Here is a 16,905-nt window from a genome sequence, read left to right on the forward strand (position 1 = left end):
GACCTCGCCACGCTCAGGAGCGCGCCCGCAGCGCGAACAGCTCGAGCTGCGCGACCACGCGCAGCGGGCGGTCGGGCTGCAGCGCGCCCGCGCCCTGCACGTTGAAGCCCTGGACGAACAACGACGGCGCCATCGTCGGCAGTGCCGCCAGCGCCGTCTGCAGCGCGGTCAGCTCGCCCTCGAGGCGCAGCGTGATCACGATGCGGTCGAAGCGGTCGGCGGCTTTCGCGGGCAGCAACTGGATGCTGACCACGTCGAGACCGGCCTTGGTGAACACGTCGCGCGCGCGCTGCTGCGCGTCGTTGCCCGCCTGGCTGACGTCGCGGCTGGCCGGATACGCGTGCCGCTCGAGCGACTGGCGCGCACCGTCCAGTGCGACGCCGAGGCGTTCGCGCTGGTCGGCCAGGCCGAGCAGCCGCGCGTAGCGCGGCTCGACCGACTCGATGTGCGCGCGCGCGCCCTCGTGCACGCCCCACACGCGCCAGGCGCCGTAGGCCAGCGCGCCGGCCAGCACCAGCAACCACACGGCCCATGCCCATGGCGCGGCGTCGCCACGCCTCACGACGACTTCCCTCCAGGCTGGCCGGCCGCCGACGATGGCGGCGACGACGGCGACAGGGTCAGCTCGATCGTGAAGTTCTCGCGCCCGCCGCCCATCGCGCGCGTGGCCGCCGACGGCGACCGCACGTCGCGCACGTCGGGGTGGCCGCTGAGCGCGTTCATCAGCGCCGCGGTGTTCGGCGTCTGGCCGCTGATCGTCACCTTCGTGCCCTGCACCTGCAGCCGCTGCAGGAAGGTGTCGTCGGGGATCAGCTGGGTGAGCAGGTCCAGCACCGCCAGCGGCTCGACGCGCTCGGCGATCAGGCCGTGCAGCGCATCGATGTCGCCCTGCGTGCGCACCAGCGCCTCGCGCTGCGCCAGCAGCGGCGCCATGCGGGCCTCGACCTCCTGCATCGCCGCGGCCGCCTGCATCGCGCGCAGCTTGAGCTGCACCGTGGGCGTGACCGCGGCCGCGGCGCCGAGCGCCAGCGCCAGCGCGAGCAGCGCATAGACGCTCCAGCGGCCGCGCACCGCGCGGCGTTCGCGCGCCGCCTCGCCGTAGCCCTGCAGCACGACGGCACGACCGGCGTCGTCGCGCGCCCACACCTCGGGCGCGGTGCGCCCGGCCAGACGGTCGGCGCAGGCCGCGAGGTGCTGGTCGACGGCGCGGCGCGACGCCAGCACCGCGTGCACCGCGAGGCCGGCGCCGGCTTCGCGTGCGCGGTAGCCCCAGGCCAGGTCGGAAGCCTCGAACGGGCTGGCGGTGCGCACCTCGAGCGCCACCGCGGCGTGCAGGTCGACACTGGACATCGCCGGCAGTTGCAGCCGGCAGTCCAGCCGGATGGGCTCGGGCAGCTCGACGGCAGTGAACGGCGCCGAACGCGCGTCGCCCGGCACCGGCGCGTCGCCGGCCCAGCGCGAGACGCCGCCGTCGGCCTGCAGCAGGCACACGTGCGGCTGCGGCATCAGCCACGACAGCGGCGGCCAGCGGTGCAGTTCGCGCCACGGCTGCACCAGCGCGTGCATCAGCGCGCCCAGGTCCACGCCGCGCGGCGGCGCGGGCAGATCCACGCCGCGCTGTTGCGCGGGCAGGCCGAGGCCGCGCTGTTGCGCGGGCAGGTCGAGGCCGCGCTGATGCGCGGCGTGGGCCGTCACGGTGCCCGTCGTGCCGTTCACTCAGCCTCCGTCGCGCGCGGCGGCGACCCAGCGGGTCGATGCGCGCAGCGTCTGCCAGGGCGCGGCCTGCCCCGCTGCGGCCGCCAGGTCGACGTCGCGCACGGCGAGCACCTGCGCGCCGTCGGGCAGGGGCACCCGGGCCGTGATCCGGTAACGGCTGCTGACCGTGGCATCGATGAAAGCGCCTTCGAGTCGGGTGGTGTCGATCGCGGCGACGCCGGCGTCGCGGTCGTCCGCGATCCGCTGCGCCACCGCCGCGTTGCCCCCGGCGAGGAACAGCAGCATGTCGTACGGCGCGGCCAGCGCGTTGACGCGACCGCCGCCGCGCGAACCGGTCGTCACGAAAGGCGCGAGTCTAACAAAGAGGTCGTAGTCGACCCCGGGCAGCGACAGCAGTTCCTCGGGGGCGTCGAGCAGCGCGTCGGCGCCGGCGGCGCGGCGGGCCACCAGCGTGTCGGCCAGCGTGCGCGCCTGCGGCTCGTCGAGGCCGCCGACGCGCTGCAGCAGCGCCGCCAGCAGCGGCGCGGCCGCCTGGTTCAGGTCGACGAGGCCGGTCATCGGCATCACCTCGACGGCGATCGTGCGGCCGTCGTAGTCGACGCCGGTGCGTGTCAGCCGGTCGACGCGCGCGCCGCCGCCGGCCATGCGCTGCAGCACCAGGTGGATCGCCGCCTGACCCGCGGCTTCGCCGACCAGGCCGGCGCGCGCGACGCCGGCCAGCCGCAGCTCGCTGCGCTGCGCCTGCACGACGCCGGTGACGAGCACGGCGAGCGCGGCGACGATCCACAGCACCGCGATCAGCGCGACGCCGCGTGCGGGGCGACTCGCCGCACCGACCGCGTCCAAGGCGCTCACTGCGTCTGTCCTCCGATGACGAAGCCGCCGTCGGCGCCGCGCGCCGCCTGCGTGCGCAACGGCACGATGACCGGCGGCCAGACCTGCGTGGCGGTGGCCAGGTCGATGCGCACGCGCGGCGGCAGCCGCGTCCCGCGCGCCGTCGCGGGCGTGGACTCGTCGGGCCACGCGGGCCGCCAGCCCGCGTCGACGCCGTCGCCGCCGTAGCGCAGTTCGAAGCGCTCGACGCGCGGCACCAGCACACGCGACTCGGCCAGCGCCCAGTCGGGCCACACCGTCTCGCCGGCCCACGGCGCGTGACGCAGCACCAGGCCCGCGCTGCCGTCGTCGAGCGTCTCGACGGCGAGCCTGAAGTGGTGCCGCCCCGCGGCGCCGAAGCGCGCCGGCATCACGGCCACCCAGGCCATCTCCTGCGCCGCGGCGGTGAACAGCAGGCCCTGCCCGGGCGCAGGCACGCGCAGCGGCACCACGCGGGCGAGCACCTCGCGCAGGAAGCCGACGCCCACGCGCATCTCGTCGATCGCGTCGACGCGTTCGTCGATGCGCTGCGACGACTGCGCCATGCTGCGCAGCGACGCGCCGAGCACGAGCACGACCAGCGACAGCACCGCGGTCGCGACGACCACCTCGACCAGCGTCATGCCGCGCTCGCGCGCGGGCCCCGGCGATGCGCGCCTCACCGCGGCGACTCCCCGGGCAGCGGTCGCGACTGCGGCAGCAGCGTGCGCAACTCGAGCGCGTGCGGCGCCGTGCCGCGCCCCGGCCACTGCACGCTGACCACCACCTCGTGCAGCGCCGGCGCGGTGGCGTCGAGCCCCGGCGGCGTCGGCCACGGCACCGACGACACGCGCCACGCGAAGCCGCCGTCGTCGCCGGCCTCGTGCCAGCCGTCGGCCGGCACCGCGTCGCGCGCATCGAGGATCGAGCGTGCCAGCACGCCGGCGCGGTGCTGCGCCGCGTGGTCGGCCACGCCGCGCACCGCGCCGGCGTCGACCTGGTACAGCAGCGTCAGCGCCAGCCCCATCACCGCGACGGCCACCAGCAGTTCGAGCAGCGAGAAGCCGCGCGAGAAGCGGTGCGCGCAGCGCCGGCGCGTCATGGCGTGATCGGCGCCTGCGACACCGCCGCCGACAGCCAGTCGACCGTGATGCGCACGCCGCCGCCCTGCGGGCGCAGCACGTCGACGCTGCCGCCGGTGGCGCCGCCCTGCGGCAGGAAGCGGATCGCGCCGACCTGCTGCTCGGACCACTCGATGCCGGCCACGGTCACGCGCATCTGCAGCGGCGGCTGCAGCGCGTGCAGTTCGCGTCCGTCGAGGCCGAAGCGGCCCTGCGCGAGGTCGACGACGAAGCGCACCTCGCTGCCCTCGGCCAGCGCCTTCTGGCGCGCCGCACGCAGGTCGGTGACGACGGCGCGCACCGTGTCGCGGTAGCGCATCGAGTCGCGCAGGCGCTCGAGCGCGGTGGGCACCACGGCGACCATCAGGCCGACGATGGCCAGCGCGACCAGCAGCTCGATCAGCGTGAAGCCGCCGGCGCGACGCGCGACGCCCGCGCTGCGCGGCACGGCGCCGCGATCAGCGCGTGTTGCGCAGGTCGGCGTTCTCGCCCTCGCCGCCGGCCGCGCCGTCGGCGCCCAGCGAGACGATCTCGACGGAACCATCGCCGTTGAGCTTGTACTGGTACGCGCGCCCCCAGGGGTCGGCGGGCACCGAACCCTTCAGGTACGGGCCGGCCCAGCCGGCCGACACCGCCGGCGGCTGCGCGACGAGCGCGTTCAGGCCCTCCTCGCTGGTCGGGAAGCGCCCGACGTCGAGCTTGAACAGCTCGAGCGCCTTCTCGAGGTCGGCGATCTGCACCGTCGCGGTCTTCGACTTCGCGCCGCCGAGCTGGTTGAGCACGCGCGGACCGACCAGCCCGGCCAGCAGCGCCAGGATGGCGAGCACGACGAGCAGTTCGATCAGCGTGAAGCCGCGCGCGCGGCCGGAAGACGACGGGCGGGACAGGGAAAACAGGCGCTTCATCGGCACGGTCGCTGCGACCGGTACGGGGAAAAAATCATCATACCGCGATCTCGTTGACCGACAGGATGCCCAGCAGGATCGAGACGATGATGCCGGCGACCAGCGCGCCGAGCACGACGATCAGCGCCGGCTCGAGCAGCGTGAGCATGCGCTTGAGGCCGGTCTCGACGCGCTGGTCGGTGAGGTCGGCCAGCTCGATGAGCATCGGGCCGAGGCGGCCGGTCTCCTCGCCGACGCGCACCAGGTTGACCGCCAGCGGCTCGAACTGGCGCGTGTCGGCCATCACCTGCGCCAGCCGCGCGCCCGACTTGACCGGCGCGACCATGCCCTGCAGCGCGCGGCGCAGCGGCCGGTTCGACACCGTGTCGACGCCGATGTCCAGCGCCGCCAGCAGCGGCACGCCGTGGCCCACCAGCGTGCCCAGCGTGCGCGCGAACACCGCCAGCTCGAAGCGGTGCACGATGGGCCCGACCAGCGGCACGCGCAGCAGCGCGGCCTGCACGCGCAACTGCCCGGCGGGCGTGCGCGCCCAGCGCAGCAGCGCCCAGCCGACGGCGACCGCCGCCACCGCCCACGCCACGCCCCAGTCGCGCACGTGGTGGCTCAGCGCCAGCACGGCGCGCGTGGCCAGCGGCACCGCGTCGCCCATGTCGGCGAACAGCTGCTCGAACTGCGGCACGACGAAGCCGATCATGCCGGCCAGCGACAGCACCGCGACGACCAGCAGGATCGCCGGGTAGGTGGCCGCCGAGACGACGTTCTCGCGCAGCGCGGCCAGCCGCGCGATGTGCTCGGCCAGACGCTCGAGCGTGTGCGCCAGCTGGCCGCTGGCCTCGCCGGCGCGCACCATGCTCAGGTAGAACGGGCCGAACAGCGCGCCGTGGCGGCCCAGCGCGCGGCTCAGCGGCGCGCCGTCCTTGACGTCGTCGAGCACCTGCTGCAGCAGCGCGCGCACGCGCGGCTTGGCGCTCATGTCGATCAGCACGCGCAGCGCGTAGGCCAGCGGCAGGCCGGCGCGCAGCATCACCGCCAGCTCGTGCGTCAGGTCGAGCACGTCGCGGCGGTCGACGCCGGCGTCGCGCCGCCAGCGGCGCGGCGCGCGCGCGCCCGGCCGCTCGGACGGCGACGCGGACGCGACGGCCGCCGGTGCGGCGGCATCGGCGGGCTCGACGGCCAGCGGCACCAGCCCCTGCGCCTTGAGCCGCAGCAGCGCCTGCTCGGCGCTCGCGGCGTCGATGCGCCCGCGCGCCGTGCGCCCCGACGCCTCGACGGCACGCCAGGCGAACTCAGGCATCGCCCTGGTCTTGCGTCACGCGCGTGACTTCCTCGATCGTCGTCGCGCCGGCGGCGACGCGGCGCAGCCCGTCGTCGTGCAGCGTGCGCATGCCCGCCTGCGTGGCCAGCGCGTGCAGCGCCGACGCGTCGGCGCCGTCGAGGATCGCGCGTCGCATCGCCTCGTCGACGACGAGCAGCTCGAAGATGCCGGCGCGCCCGCGGTAGCCGGTGCCGCGGCACTGCGCGCAGCCGCGTGCGCGGTACAGCGGCGCGCCCGGCGCGACGTGGCGCTGCAGCCCGGTCGAGCGCAGCCACTCGGGACCCGGCACGTAGGCCTCCTTGCACGCCGGGCACAGCGTGCGCACCAGCCGCTGCGCGACGACGCCGTTGACCGTCGAGGTGATCAGGTAGCGCTCGACGCCCATGTCGAGCAGGCGCACCACCGCGCTGGCGGCGTTGTTGGTGTGCAGCGTCGACAGCACGAGGTGCCCGGTCAGCGCGGCCTGCACCGCGATCTGCGCGGTCTCGCCGTCGCGCATCTCGCCGATCATCACGATGTCGGGGTCCTGGCGCAGGATCGAGCGCAGCGCGTGCGCGAAGCTCAGCCCGATCTGCGCGTGCACCTGGATCTGCACGATGCCCGGCAGCTGGTACTCGACCGGGTCCTCGACCGTGACGATCTTGTTCGTCGCCGCGTCGAGCTGCGACAGGCCGGCGTACAGCGTGGTCGTCTTGCCGGCGCCGGTGGGGCCGGTGACCAGCAGGATGCCGTGCGGGCGCGCCAGCATCGCCTGCAGCTGCCCGAGCGTGTCGTCGGCCAGGCCCATGTCGGCCAGCCCGAGGCGCACGCTGGCGCGGTCGAGCACGCGCATGACCACGCTCTCGCCGTGCACGCTGGGCAGCGTCGACACGCGCAGGTCGAGCTCGCGGCCCTTGACGCGGGTGCGGATGCGCCCGTCCTGCGGCAGGCGGCGCTCGGCGATGTCCAGGTGCGCCAGCAGCTTGACGCGCGAGGTCACCGCCGCGCCCTGGCGCGGCGCGAGCACCTCGGCGGTGTCGAGCGCGCCGTCGACGCGGTAGCGCACGTGCAGGCCGTCGTCGAACGGCTCGAGGTGGATGTCCGACGCACGCAGGTCGACGACGCGCCCGATCAGGTTGTTCACCAGCCGGATCACCGGCGCCTCGCTGGCGAGGTCCTTCAGGTTCTCGAGGAACTCGCCGGAGTCGACGGCCTCGTCGGCGTCGATCGCCTGCTCGTCGGCCGTCGCGCTGCCGCGTTCGGCCAGCGCGCGGTCGATCGCGCTCGGTGCGGCGACGCTGACCTGCAGCTGCATCCCGGTGGCCAGCCGCAGCGCCTTGAGCAGGTACGCGTCGCCGGGGTCGGCCACCGCGACGCTGAGCGAGTCGCCGTCGCGCGCCAGCGGCAGCGCGCGGTGCGTGGCGAGGAACGCGGCGGGCAGCGACTCGAGTTCGGGGCCGGCGTCGGGCAGGTCTTCGGCGGCGACGAAGGGCACGCCGTGCAGGCGGCTGCGCGCCTGCGCCATGTCGAGCTCGGACACCAGCCCGAGCTGCACCAGGATGTCGGGCAGCCGCTGGCCGAGCTCCTCGCGCGCGGCGAGCGCGCGCTCGAGGTCGCGGGCGCCGAGCTTGCCAAGCTCGACAAGCAACTCGCCGAGGGCTTGGTCGGAGGACATCGACGCGGGAGCGGGGTTTCGCGGGGGCCGGGGCGGCGGATTCTCGCATGCACCCCGTGCGCATCGCGCCAGGGCGCCGCGGTGGCCGGTGACACAATGCCGCGGTCCCGACTGCCGCCCGACGCTGCGCCGTGCAAGAGCCGAACCTGACGATCCACTCGCTTCACGTCCACCCGATCAAGTCCTGCGCCGGCATCGCCGTCGACGAGGTGCTGCTGGTCGAGACCGGGCTCGAGTTCGACCGCGCGTGGATGCTGGTCGACGAGGCCGGCGGGTTCGTCAGCCAGCGCGAGCTGCCGCGGCTGCAGCTGGTGCAGCCGACGCTGCGCCACAGCGACCTGCTGCTGCGCGCGCCGGGCATGCTGGCGCTGCACCTGTCGCTCGACGCGGTCGAAGGCGCTTGCCGCGTGCGCGTGTGGGACGACGAGGTGGCGGCCTACGACATGGGCGACCTCGCCGCGCAGTGGTTCAGCGACTTCGCCGGCCGCACGCTGCGGCTGGTGCGCTTCGACCCCGGGCAGCGCCGCCGCTGCGACCCGGCGTGGAGCGGCGGCGTCGACGCCGAGGCCGCGTTCGCCGACGGCTTCCCGCTGCTCGTCGCGTCGACGGCGTCGCTCGACGAACTGAACCGGCGGCTGGCCGCGCGCGGCCACGCGCCGGTGACGATGGCGCGCCTGCGCCCGAACATCGTGCTCGACGGGCTCGACGCGCACGGCGAGGACTTCGTCGACACGGTCACGTTCGACACGCCCGAGGGCCCGGTGGTGCTGAAGCTGACCAAGCCGTGCACGCGCTGCACGATCCCGAACGTCGACCCGGCCACCGGCGAGCGGGGCACCGAACCCGGCGACACGCTGGCCGGCTACCGCGCCGACGCCCGCATGGGCGGCGCACCGACCTTCGGCATGAACGCGGTGATCGTCGAGGGCGTCGAGCGCACGCTGCGCGCGGGCGCCCGCGGTACGGCGACGATCGCGTTCTAGCCGCCCGCCGCGGCGCCGCGCCCGATGCAGGCCCTGCCGAGCTGGCAGCTGTTCGCGCTGTGCGTGCTCACCTGGGGCACGACCTGGTACGCGATCACCTGGCAGATCGACGCCACCGCGCCCGAGGTCGGCGTGGCGTGGCGCTTCACGCTGGCCGCGGCGGTGGCGCTGGCGGCGTGGGCGGCGCGCGGCGGGCGGCTGCGTTTCGGCGCCGCGCAGCACCTGCGGCTGGCCGCGCAGGGGGCGTTCATGTTCTCGCTGTCCTACGTGGCGATCTACCACGCCGAGCGGCACGTCCCGTCGGGGCTGGTGGCGGTGGGCTACGCGGCGTCGCCGCTGGTCAACGGCCTGGGCGCGCACTGGCTGTTCGGTGCGCCGCTGGCGCGCCGCTTCGTCGCCGGCGGCGTCGCCGGCGTGGCCGGCGTGGCCGGCGTGGCGCTGATCTTCGCGCCGCAGTTCCGCGCCGCCGACGCGACCGGCGCGGTCGCGCTGGGTGCGGCGCTGACGGTGCTGGCGGTGCTGTTGTCGTCGGCGGGCAGCCTGATCGCCAGCCGCAACCGCGAGCGGCAGATCCCGTTCTGGCCGGCGCTGGGCTACGGCATGGCCTGGGGCGCGCTGCTGAGCTGGGCGCTGGTGGCCGTCGCCGGCCACGACCCGCTGCCGCCGGCCACGTGGCGCTGGTGGGCCGCGCTGGGCTACCTGGCGCTGGCCGGCTCGGTGCTGACCTTCGCCGCGTACCTGAGCCTGCTCGACCGCCTGGGCCCCGGGCGCAGCTCGGCGATCGGCGTGATGACGCCGCTGCTCGCGCTGGCGGTGTCGGTGGCCTTCGAAGGCTACCGCCCCGACCTGGCCGCGGCGCTGGGCGCGGCGCTGGCGGTGGCCGGCAACGTGATGATGCTGCGGCGCGACGAGCGGGGTTGACGCGCATCGCGGCGAGGGCTGTTGCCCACGCCCTGCTGGCGAGCAGGGCGATCGCGGTCGCGCTCGCGTCGGCGATGGCGCCGCGCGTGCGGCACACCGACGCCATCGGCGGTGGCGCCGGCCTCGGCCGGCACGCCGCCACGAAGTGCGACGGTCGAGTTCAGCAGCAGCCGAACAGACGTCGCTCGTGCAAGCGCCACCCGAACGCGACCGCAACACCGTCAAGCGACCGCCGCGGATCCGGCTGTGCCGGTCCGCAGGCGGTGCCCCCTCGAGGGGGGTGAGCGCGGACGCTCGGGTCTGCCTGCGCAGATCCGAGCGCCTCGTGAACCGCCCGAGCTGCGCGAGGGCGTGGATGCGCCGAAGGCGCTTCGGGGGTGGTCGACTTCAATCCGCCTGCTTGCGCAGGAACGCCGGAATCTCGATCTCGTCCATGCCGTTGCTCGCCAGCGCGTCGACCTTCGCCGCGGCGGTGCGGCCGTGGCGCCACACGCTGGGCACCGCGAGCCCGGTGTAGTCGTGCGCCGCCGCGGGCGCGGCCTGCGCCGGCGCCGTGGCGACCGGCGCGTGCAGCGTCGGCAGCCCGTCGGTGCCGGTGCGCAGCGCCGGCTGGCTGTGCACCACACTGATCGGCGCGGCCTGGCGCCTGCTCGCCGGGCTCAGGCCGGTGGCGATCACCGTGACGCGCATCTGGTCGCCCAGCTCGTCGTCGTACGCGGTGCCGAAGATCACGTGCGCGTCGTCGGCGGCGTAGCGGCGGATGCAGTCCATCACCTTCTTGCTCTCGTTGAGCTTGAAGGTGTTCTTGCTCGCGGCGATCAGCACCAGCACGCCGCGCGCGCCCGACAGGTCGATGCCCTCGAGCAGCGGACAGGCCACCGCCGACTCGGCGGCCTTGCTCGCGCGGTCGGGGCCGCCCGCCTGCGCGGTGCCCATCATCGCCTTGCCCGGCTCGCTCATCACCGTCTTCACGTCCTCGAAGTCGACGTTGACCAGCCCCGGCACGTGGATGATGTCGCTGATGCCGCCCACCGCGTTCTTCAGCACGTCGTTGGCGTGCGCGAAGGCCTGGTGCTGCGTCACGTCGTCGCCCAGCACCTCGAGCAGCTTCTCGTTGAGCACGACGATCAGGCTGTCGACGTTGGCCTCGAGCTCGGCGACGCCCTGGTCGGCGGCCTTCATGCGGCGGTTGCCTTCGAACTCGAACGGCTTGGTCACCACGCCGACGGTCAGGATGCCCATCTCCTTGGCCACGCGCGCGATCACCGGCGCCGCGCCGGTGCCGGTGCCGCCGCCCATGCCGGCGGTGATGAACAGCATGTGCGCGCCGTCGATCGCGTCGCGGATGCGGTCGACCGCCTCCTCGGCCGCCGCGCGCCCGGCCTCGGGCTTGGCGCCGGCGCCCAGCCCGGTGTTGCCGAGCTGGATCACGTGCGGCGCGTGGCTGAGGTTGAGCGCCTGCGCGTCGGTGTTGGCGCAGATGAACTGCACCCCCTGCACGCCGTGCTCGATCATGTGCTCGACCGCGTTACCGCCGCCGCCGCCGACGCCGATCACGCGGATCTGCGTGCCTTCCGTGAATTCCTCGATCATCTCGATGGGCATCTCGACCTCCTGTGTGCAGTTGCCATCCGTTCCAGCCAGACCATCCACTTTCACCGTCCAAAGAGCGCGGGGCGTGGCGTGTCGTCGTCGCCGCCCCTTTCTTGTCACCTTCATCAGAAGTTCCCCAAGAACCAGTCCTTCGCCCGCGTCACGAAGCTCTTCACCGAACCGGCCTGCTGCGCCGCCTTGTGGCCGCGCGTGCGCGCCAGCCGCGCCTCCTCGAGCAGTCCCATCACGGTGGCCGAGCGCGGGTTGGCCACCATGTCCGACAGCGCCCCGCCGTAGGTCGGCAGGCCCTTGCGCACCGGCTTGAGGAAGATGTCCTCGCCGAGCTCGACCATGCCCGGCATCACCGCCGAGCCGCCGGTGAGCACCACGCCGCTGGACAGCAGCTCCTCGTAGCCGCTGTCGCGGATCACCTGGTGCACCAGCGAGAAGATCTCCTCGACGCGCGGCTCGATCACGCCGGCCAGCGCCTGGCGGCTGAGCATGCGCGGGCCGCGGTCGCCGAGGCCGGGCACCTCGACCTGCTCGCCCGGGTCGGCGAGCAGCTGCTTGGCCACGCCGTGCTCGACCTTGATCTCCTCGGCGTCCTTGGTCGGCGTGCGCAGCGCCATCGCGATGTCGCTGGTGATCAGGTCGCCCGCGATCGGGATCACCGCGGTGTGGCGCACGCTGCCGTCGGTGTAGATCTGCACGTCGGTGGTGCCGGCGCCGATGTCGACCATCGCCACGCCGAGGTCCTTCTCGTCGTCGGTGAGCACCGCGTGGCTGCTGGCGCTGGGGTTGAGCACCAGCATCTCGACCTCGAGGCCGCAGCGGCGCACGCACTTGACGATGTTCTCGGCCGCGCTCTGCGCGCCGGTGACGATGTGCACCTTGACCTCGAGGCGCCCGCCGCTCATGCCGATCGGCTCCTTGACCTCGTGGCCGTCGATGATGAACTCCTGCGGCTCGACGAGCAGCAGCCGCTGGTCGTTCGGGATGTTCACCGCCTTCGCGGTCTCGACGACGCGGGCGACGTCGGCGGGCGTCACCTCGCGGTCGCGCACGATCACCATGCCCGGCGAGTTCTGCCCGCGGATGTGGCTGCCGGTGATGCCGGTGTACACGCGCGTGATCTTGCAGGCCGCCATCATCTCGGCCTCCTTCAGCGCCTGCTGGATGCTCTGCACGGTGGCGTCGATGTTGACGACGACGCCGCGCTTGAGCCCGTGCGACGAGGCCACGCCGAGCCCGGCCACGCGCAGCTCGCCGCCGGGCAGCACCTCGGCGACCACCGCCATCACCTTGGCGGTGCCGATGTCGAGCCCGACGACGAGGTCCTTGTATTCCTTGGCCATGTCTTATCTCTTGGGGGACGCAGCGTCCGGGGTCGTCGTGATGCCTTCGAGCCGCACGGCGTAGCCGTCGGCGTGGCGCAGGTCGGCGTACAGCAGCCGCCGCTGGTAGTGCGCACCGACCTGGCCGACGGTGCGCACGAAGCGCTCGGCGCGCGCCACCAGCTCGGTGGCCTCGCCGGCGCCGGGCGTGCCGCGGCCGAGCTCGATCGCGGCGCCGCTGTCGAGCCCGACGCGCCACGAGCCGCGCCCGCTCAGGCGCAGCGTCTCGACGCGCGCGGGCAGCGGCGCGAACACCGGCGCGAGCTGCCGGTACGCCGCCAGCATGCGCGCCGCGCTGCCCTCGGGGCCGTCGAAGCGCGGCAGGCCCTCGTCCTCGACGTCGCCGACGTTGGCCTCGAACACCTCGCCGAAGGTGTTGACCAGGCGGTCGTTGCCGTCGTCGGCGCCCCACAGCGCGGCGGCCTGGTGCTCGACCAGCGTCACGCGCACGCGGTCGGGCCACACGCGGCGCACCACCGCCTGGCGCACCCACGGCACCGACTCGAACGCGGCGCGGGTGGCCGGCAGGTCGAGCGAGAAGAAGCTCGCCGCCAGGTGCGGTGCCGCCGCCGCGCGCAGCGCCGGCGCGGTGCTGCGCGCCAGTTCGCCGTCGACGACGACGCGACGCAGCGCGAACGCCGGCTGCCTCGCCGCCCAGGCCAGCGCGGCGGCCAGCAGCACCGCGGCGGCGAGCGCGTACACCGCCCAGGCGACGGCGTTCATCAGCCGGACGTCGGCCGGCAGAGGCTCGGGGCGGGTGACGGCGGCCATCGGTCGGTCAGGCGGCGGTGGCCGGCGCCGGCGACGCGTCGAGCCGCGCCTGCGCCAGCAGCTGCAGGCACAGCCGTTCGTAGGAGATGCCCGCGGCCTTGGCCGACATCGGCACCAGCGAGTGTCCGGTCATGCCCGGCGAGGTGTTCATCTCGAGCAGGAACGCGCGGCGGTCCGACGCGCGCACCATCAGGTCGGCGCGGCCCCAGCCGCGGCAGCCGAGCGCGCGGTAGGCCGCCAGCGTCAGGCGCTGGATCTCGCGCTCCTCGTCCTGCGGCAGCCCGCTGGGCACGAGGTAGTGCACGTCGTCGGTGAAGTACTTGTGCTGGTAGTCGTACGCGCCCTCGGGCGCGACGATGCGGATCACCGGCAGCGCCACCGCCTGCTCGCCCTCGCCGAGCACCGGGCAGGTGACCTCGTCGCCGTCGATGAACTCCTCGCACAGCACGTCGGGGTCGTAGCGGGTCGACAGCGCGACGGCGTCGTGCATCTGCGAGTAGCCGCGCACCTGGGTCACGCCGATCGACGAACCTTCGCGCGGCGGCTTGACGATCAGCGGCAGCCCCAGTTCGTCGGGCACCGCGCGCGTGTCGGCCGGCTGCTGGTGCCCCGGCTCGAGCAGCACCCAGCGCGGCGTGGGCAGCCCCTCGGCGCGCCACACGCGCTTGGTCATCACCTTGTCCATCGCGATCGCGCTGGCCATCACGCCGCTGCCCGTGTAGGGGATGCCCAGCAGCTCGAGCGCGCCCTGCACGGTGCCGTCCTCGCCGTGGCGGCCGTGCAGCGCGACGAAGGCGCGGCGGAAGCCTTCCTTCTTCAGCTCGCACAGGTCGCTGGCCGCGGGATCGAACGCGTAGGCGTCGACGCCCTGCGACTTCAGCGCGTGCAGCACGCCGCTGCCCGACATCAGGCTGACCTCGCGCTCGGCGCTGCTGCCGCCCATCAGCACCGCCACCTTGCCGAGCGACTTCACGTCGATGTTCATGCGCCTTCCCCGCGCGCCAGCGCCGCCGCCTGGGCGGCCACCGCGCCGATCGAGCCGGCGCCCATCACGATCACCACGTCGCCGTCCCGCGCGACGTCGACCACCGCCTGCGCCAGCTCGCGCACGTCGTCGACGAACACCGGCTCGAGGCGCCCGGCCACGCGCAGCGCGCGCGCCAGCGAGCGGCCGTCGGCAGCCACGATCGGCGCCTCGCCGGCGGCGTAGACCTCGGTCAGCAGCACCGCGTCGGCCTGCCCCATGACCTTGACGAAGTCCTCGAAGCAGTCGCGCGTGCGCGTGTAGCGGTGCGGCTGGAACGCGAGCACCAGCCGCCGGCCCGGGAACGCGCCGCGCGCGGCGGCGAGCACCGCCGCCATCTCGACCGGGTGGTGGCCGTAGTCGTCGATCAGCGTGAAGTGGCCGCCGCCGATCGCCGGCACGTCGCCGTGGCGCTCGAAGCGCCGGCCGACGCCGCTGAACGCCGCGAGAGCCCGCACCACGGGCTCGTCGGGTAGCTCGATCTCGGCGGCCACCGCGATCGCCGCCAGCGCGTTGCGCACGTTGTGTTCGCCGGGCAGGTTCAGCGTCACCGCCAGGTCGGGCATCGCGACGCCGTTGCGCCGCTGCGCGACGAAGCGCATCTGCCCGCCGGGCAGCGCCTGCACGTCGACCGCGCGCACCTGCACGTCGGCGCCGAGACCGTAGGTGACCACCGGGCGCGAGACCAGCGGCACGATCGAGCGCACCCCGGGGTCGTCGCCGCACAGGATCGCCGCGCCGTAGAACGGCATGCGGTGCAGGAAGTCGACGAAGGCCTGCTTCAGCCGCGCGAAGTCGTGGCCGTAGGTGTCCATGTGGTCGGCGTCGATGTTGGTGACGACCGACAGGATCGGGTTCAGGTTGAGGAACGACGCGTCGCTCTCGTCGGCCTCGACGACGATGTACTCGCCCGAGCCCAGCCGCGAGTTCGCACCGGCGCTGTGCAGCTTGCCGCCGATGACGAAGGTCGGGTCGACGCCGGCGGCGGCGAGCACGCTGGTGACCAGCGACGTCGTCGTCGTCTTGCCGTGCGTGCCGGCGATGGCGATGCCCTTGCGCAGCCGCATCAGCTCGGCGAGCATCACCGCGCGCGGCACCACCGGCACGCGGCGCGCGCGCGCGGCAATCACCTCGGGGTTGTCGCCCCCGACCGCGGTCGACGTGACCACCGCTTCGGCGCCGGCGACGTGCGCAGCGTCGTGACCGATGGCCACGCGCACGCCCAGCTGCGCGAGCCGGCGCGTGGTCGCGCTGTCGCTCTGGTCCGACCCCGACACCGTGTAGCCGAGGTTGTGCAGGATCTCGGCGATGCCGCTCATGCCCGCGCCGCCCACGCCGACGAAGTGGATGTGCTTGACCGCGTGCTTCATGCGCCGGCCTCCGACGGGACGCCACCCTTCGTCGGCCACGTCGTGGTCGCGACGAAGTGGGCGGGCATGACGGCGAGCTTCATGCGGCGGCCTTTCTCACCAGGCGCTCGATCTCGTCGGCCACGCGCGCCGCGGCGCGCGGGCGCGCCAGTGCATGCGCACGCTCGGCCATCGCGAGCAGCGCCTCGCGGTCGAGCCCGCGCAGCAGCGCGGCCAGCCGCTCGGGCGTCAGCTCGGCCTGCGGCAGGTGGACCGCCGCGCCGTGCTGCGCCATGAACTGCGCGTTGTCGCGCTGGTGCGCGGTGGTGCTGACGACGAAGGGCACCAGCACCGACGGCACGCCGGCGACGCACAGCTCGCTGACGGTGATCGCGCCGGCGCGGCACACCACCAGGTCGGCGTCGGCGAGGCGCCGGTGCATGTCGTCGATGAACGGCAGCACCTCGGCGACGACGCCGGCTTGCGCGTAGGCGGCGACGACCTCGGCGTGCATCGCGGCGCCGGTCTGGTGCGTCACCGACGGGCGCTCGCCCGGCGCGAGCCGGGCCAGCGCGGCGGGCAGCGTGCGGTTCAGCGGCTGCGCGCCCAGGCTGCCGCCGACGACGAGCAGCTTCAGAGGCCCGCCGCGGCCGGCGAAGCGTTGCGCCGGCGGCGGCAGCGCCTCGATCTCGGCGCGCACCGGGTTGCCGGTGACGACGGCGCGCTTCGTCTTCGCGGCCGCCGCGCCGTCGAACCCGAACGCGATGCGGTCGGCCACCGGCAGCAGCGCCTTGTTGCTCAGCAGCAGCGCGGCGTCGGCGTTGACCAGCACCAGCGGCCGCGACAGCAGCGACGCCATCATGCCGCCGGGGAAGCACACGTAGCCGCCCATGCCGAGCACGGCGTCGGCGCCGCGCCGGCGCAGGATCGCGAGGCACTCGCCGAAGGCCTTGAGCAGGCGCAAGCCCCCGGTCAGCAGCCCCATCGCGCCCTTGCCACGCAGCCCCGTGAACCCGATCGTGTCGAGCGCGATGCCGGTGGGCGGGACCAGCGTGCTCTCGAGGCCCCGGGTCGTGCCGAGCCAGCTGACGCTCCAGCCGCGGCGCTGCATCTCCTGCGCGACGGCGATGCCGGGAATGACGTGCCCGCCGGTGCCCGCGGCCATGATCACCAGATGGCTCATGCGCGGCCTCCGCGCATGAGCTGGCGGTTCTGGCTGCGGCACGCGCGCTGCGCGCGCTTCACGTCGCTTCGCGACATGAGCCTTCGCCGGAACAGAACCCTCATGCGCGGCCTCCGCGCATGAG

At 74.4% G+C, this 16,905-nt stretch carries 17 protein-coding genes; 2 read left to right on the forward strand and 15 right to left on the reverse strand.

Annotated elements, in window-relative coordinates; all coding sequences use genetic code 11:
* Positions 1-13 precede the first annotated feature (13 nt).
* The 9 genes from gspM to gspE are packed head-to-tail and all read right to left on the reverse strand — an operon-like array spanning position 14 to position 7,563.
* Positions 14-562 carry a type II secretion system protein GspM gene (gene gspM, locus PKC53_RS08930; RefSeq protein WP_324428124.1) on the reverse strand — a complete coding sequence of 183 codons (549 nt, stop codon included), beginning with the start codon at positions 560-562 and terminating at the stop codon, positions 14-16.
* Positions 559-1,716, reverse strand: a complete 1,158-nt coding sequence (locus PKC53_RS08935) for a PilN domain-containing protein (protein WP_324428125.1) — start codon at positions 1,714-1,716, stop codon at positions 559-561. The genes gspM and PKC53_RS08935 overlap by 4 nt, the downstream gene beginning before the upstream one ends.
* Positions 1,717-2,571: a type II secretion system protein GspK gene (locus PKC53_RS08940; RefSeq protein ID WP_324428126.1), complete on the reverse strand. Its 855-nt coding sequence runs from the start codon at positions 2,569-2,571 to the stop codon at positions 1,717-1,719.
* Positions 2,568-3,251, reverse strand: coding sequence for a prepilin-type N-terminal cleavage/methylation domain-containing protein (locus PKC53_RS08945; protein ID WP_324428127.1), 684 nt, complete (start codon positions 3,249-3,251; stop codon positions 2,568-2,570). Before PKC53_RS08945 ends, PKC53_RS08940 begins: the two co-directional genes overlap by 4 nt.
* Positions 3,248-3,670, reverse strand: coding sequence for a type II secretion system protein (locus tag PKC53_RS08950; RefSeq protein ID WP_324428128.1), 423 nt, complete (start codon positions 3,668-3,670; stop codon positions 3,248-3,250). Before PKC53_RS08950 ends, PKC53_RS08945 begins: the two co-directional genes overlap by 4 nt.
* On the reverse strand, positions 3,667-4,137 hold the full coding sequence (locus tag PKC53_RS08955) for a GspH/FimT family pseudopilin (protein ID WP_324428129.1): 471 nt from the start codon (positions 4,135-4,137) through the stop codon (positions 3,667-3,669). Before PKC53_RS08955 ends, PKC53_RS08950 begins: the two co-directional genes overlap by 4 nt.
* 10 nt (positions 4,138-4,147) lie before the next feature.
* Positions 4,148-4,594 (reverse strand): type II secretion system major pseudopilin GspG, encoded by a 447-nt coding sequence (gene gspG, locus PKC53_RS08960; RefSeq protein WP_324428130.1) that lies wholly within the window; start codon positions 4,592-4,594, stop codon positions 4,148-4,150.
* Positions 4,595-4,631: 37 nt separating this feature from the next.
* Positions 4,632-5,888, reverse strand: coding sequence for a type II secretion system F family protein (locus PKC53_RS08965; RefSeq protein ID WP_324428131.1), 1,257 nt, complete (start codon positions 5,886-5,888; stop codon positions 4,632-4,634).
* Complete coding sequence (gspE, locus tag PKC53_RS08970; protein ID WP_324428132.1) at positions 5,881-7,563, reverse strand: type II secretion system ATPase GspE; 1,683 nt, start codon at positions 7,561-7,563, stop codon at positions 5,881-5,883. The genes PKC53_RS08965 and gspE overlap by 8 nt, the downstream gene beginning before the upstream one ends.
* A 131-nt stretch (positions 7,564-7,694) precedes the next feature.
* Here gspE and PKC53_RS08975 point away from each other — a divergent pair, with 131 nt between their 5' ends.
* The gene (locus tag PKC53_RS08975; RefSeq protein WP_324428133.1) at positions 7,695-8,546 is read left to right on the forward strand and encodes an MOSC N-terminal beta barrel domain-containing protein; all 852 of its coding nucleotides are present in this window, start codon (positions 7,695-7,697) and stop codon (positions 8,544-8,546) included.
* 24 nt (positions 8,547-8,570) lie between these two features.
* Positions 8,571-9,467 carry a DMT family transporter gene (locus tag PKC53_RS08980; protein ID WP_324428134.1) on the forward strand — a complete coding sequence of 299 codons (897 nt, stop codon included), beginning with the start codon at positions 8,571-8,573 and terminating at the stop codon, positions 9,465-9,467.
* A gap of 387 nt (positions 9,468-9,854) precedes the next feature.
* Here PKC53_RS08980 and ftsZ read toward each other — a convergent pair whose 3' ends face one another.
* The 6 genes from ftsZ to murG all read right to left on the reverse strand — a co-directional run bounded on the left by ftsZ (position 9,855) and on the right by murG (position 16,781).
* Positions 9,855-11,072, reverse strand: a complete 1,218-nt coding sequence (ftsZ, locus tag PKC53_RS08985) for a cell division protein FtsZ (RefSeq protein ID WP_324428135.1) — start codon at positions 11,070-11,072, stop codon at positions 9,855-9,857.
* A 113-nt stretch (positions 11,073-11,185) separates the two neighbouring features.
* Positions 11,186-12,415, reverse strand: coding sequence for a cell division protein FtsA (gene ftsA / locus PKC53_RS08990; protein WP_324428136.1), 1,230 nt, complete (start codon positions 12,413-12,415; stop codon positions 11,186-11,188).
* Between the two features lie 3 nt (positions 12,416-12,418).
* A complete protein-coding gene (locus tag PKC53_RS08995) occupies positions 12,419-13,225 on the reverse strand; it encodes a cell division protein FtsQ/DivIB (RefSeq protein ID WP_324428137.1) in 807 nt (268 codons plus the stop codon).
* A 7-nt stretch (positions 13,226-13,232) separates the two neighbouring features.
* A complete protein-coding gene (locus PKC53_RS09000) occupies positions 13,233-14,210 on the reverse strand; it encodes a D-alanine--D-alanine ligase (RefSeq protein WP_324428138.1) in 978 nt (325 codons plus the stop codon).
* On the reverse strand, positions 14,207-15,619 hold the full coding sequence (murC, locus tag PKC53_RS09005; protein ID WP_324428139.1) for a UDP-N-acetylmuramate--L-alanine ligase: 1,413 nt from the start codon (positions 15,617-15,619) through the stop codon (positions 14,207-14,209). The genes PKC53_RS09000 and murC overlap by 4 nt, the downstream gene beginning before the upstream one ends.
* Before the next feature lie 79 nt (positions 15,620-15,698).
* On the reverse strand, positions 15,699-16,781 hold the full coding sequence (gene murG / locus PKC53_RS09010) for an undecaprenyldiphospho-muramoylpentapeptide beta-N-acetylglucosaminyltransferase (protein WP_324428140.1): 1,083 nt from the start codon (positions 16,779-16,781) through the stop codon (positions 15,699-15,701).
* Between the last annotated feature and the right edge of the window lie 124 nt (positions 16,782-16,905).

Origin of the sequence: Azohydromonas sp. (assembly GCF_035325925.1) — a bacterium.
GTDB lineage: Bacteria > Pseudomonadota > Gammaproteobacteria > Burkholderiales > Burkholderiaceae_C > Calidifontimicrobium.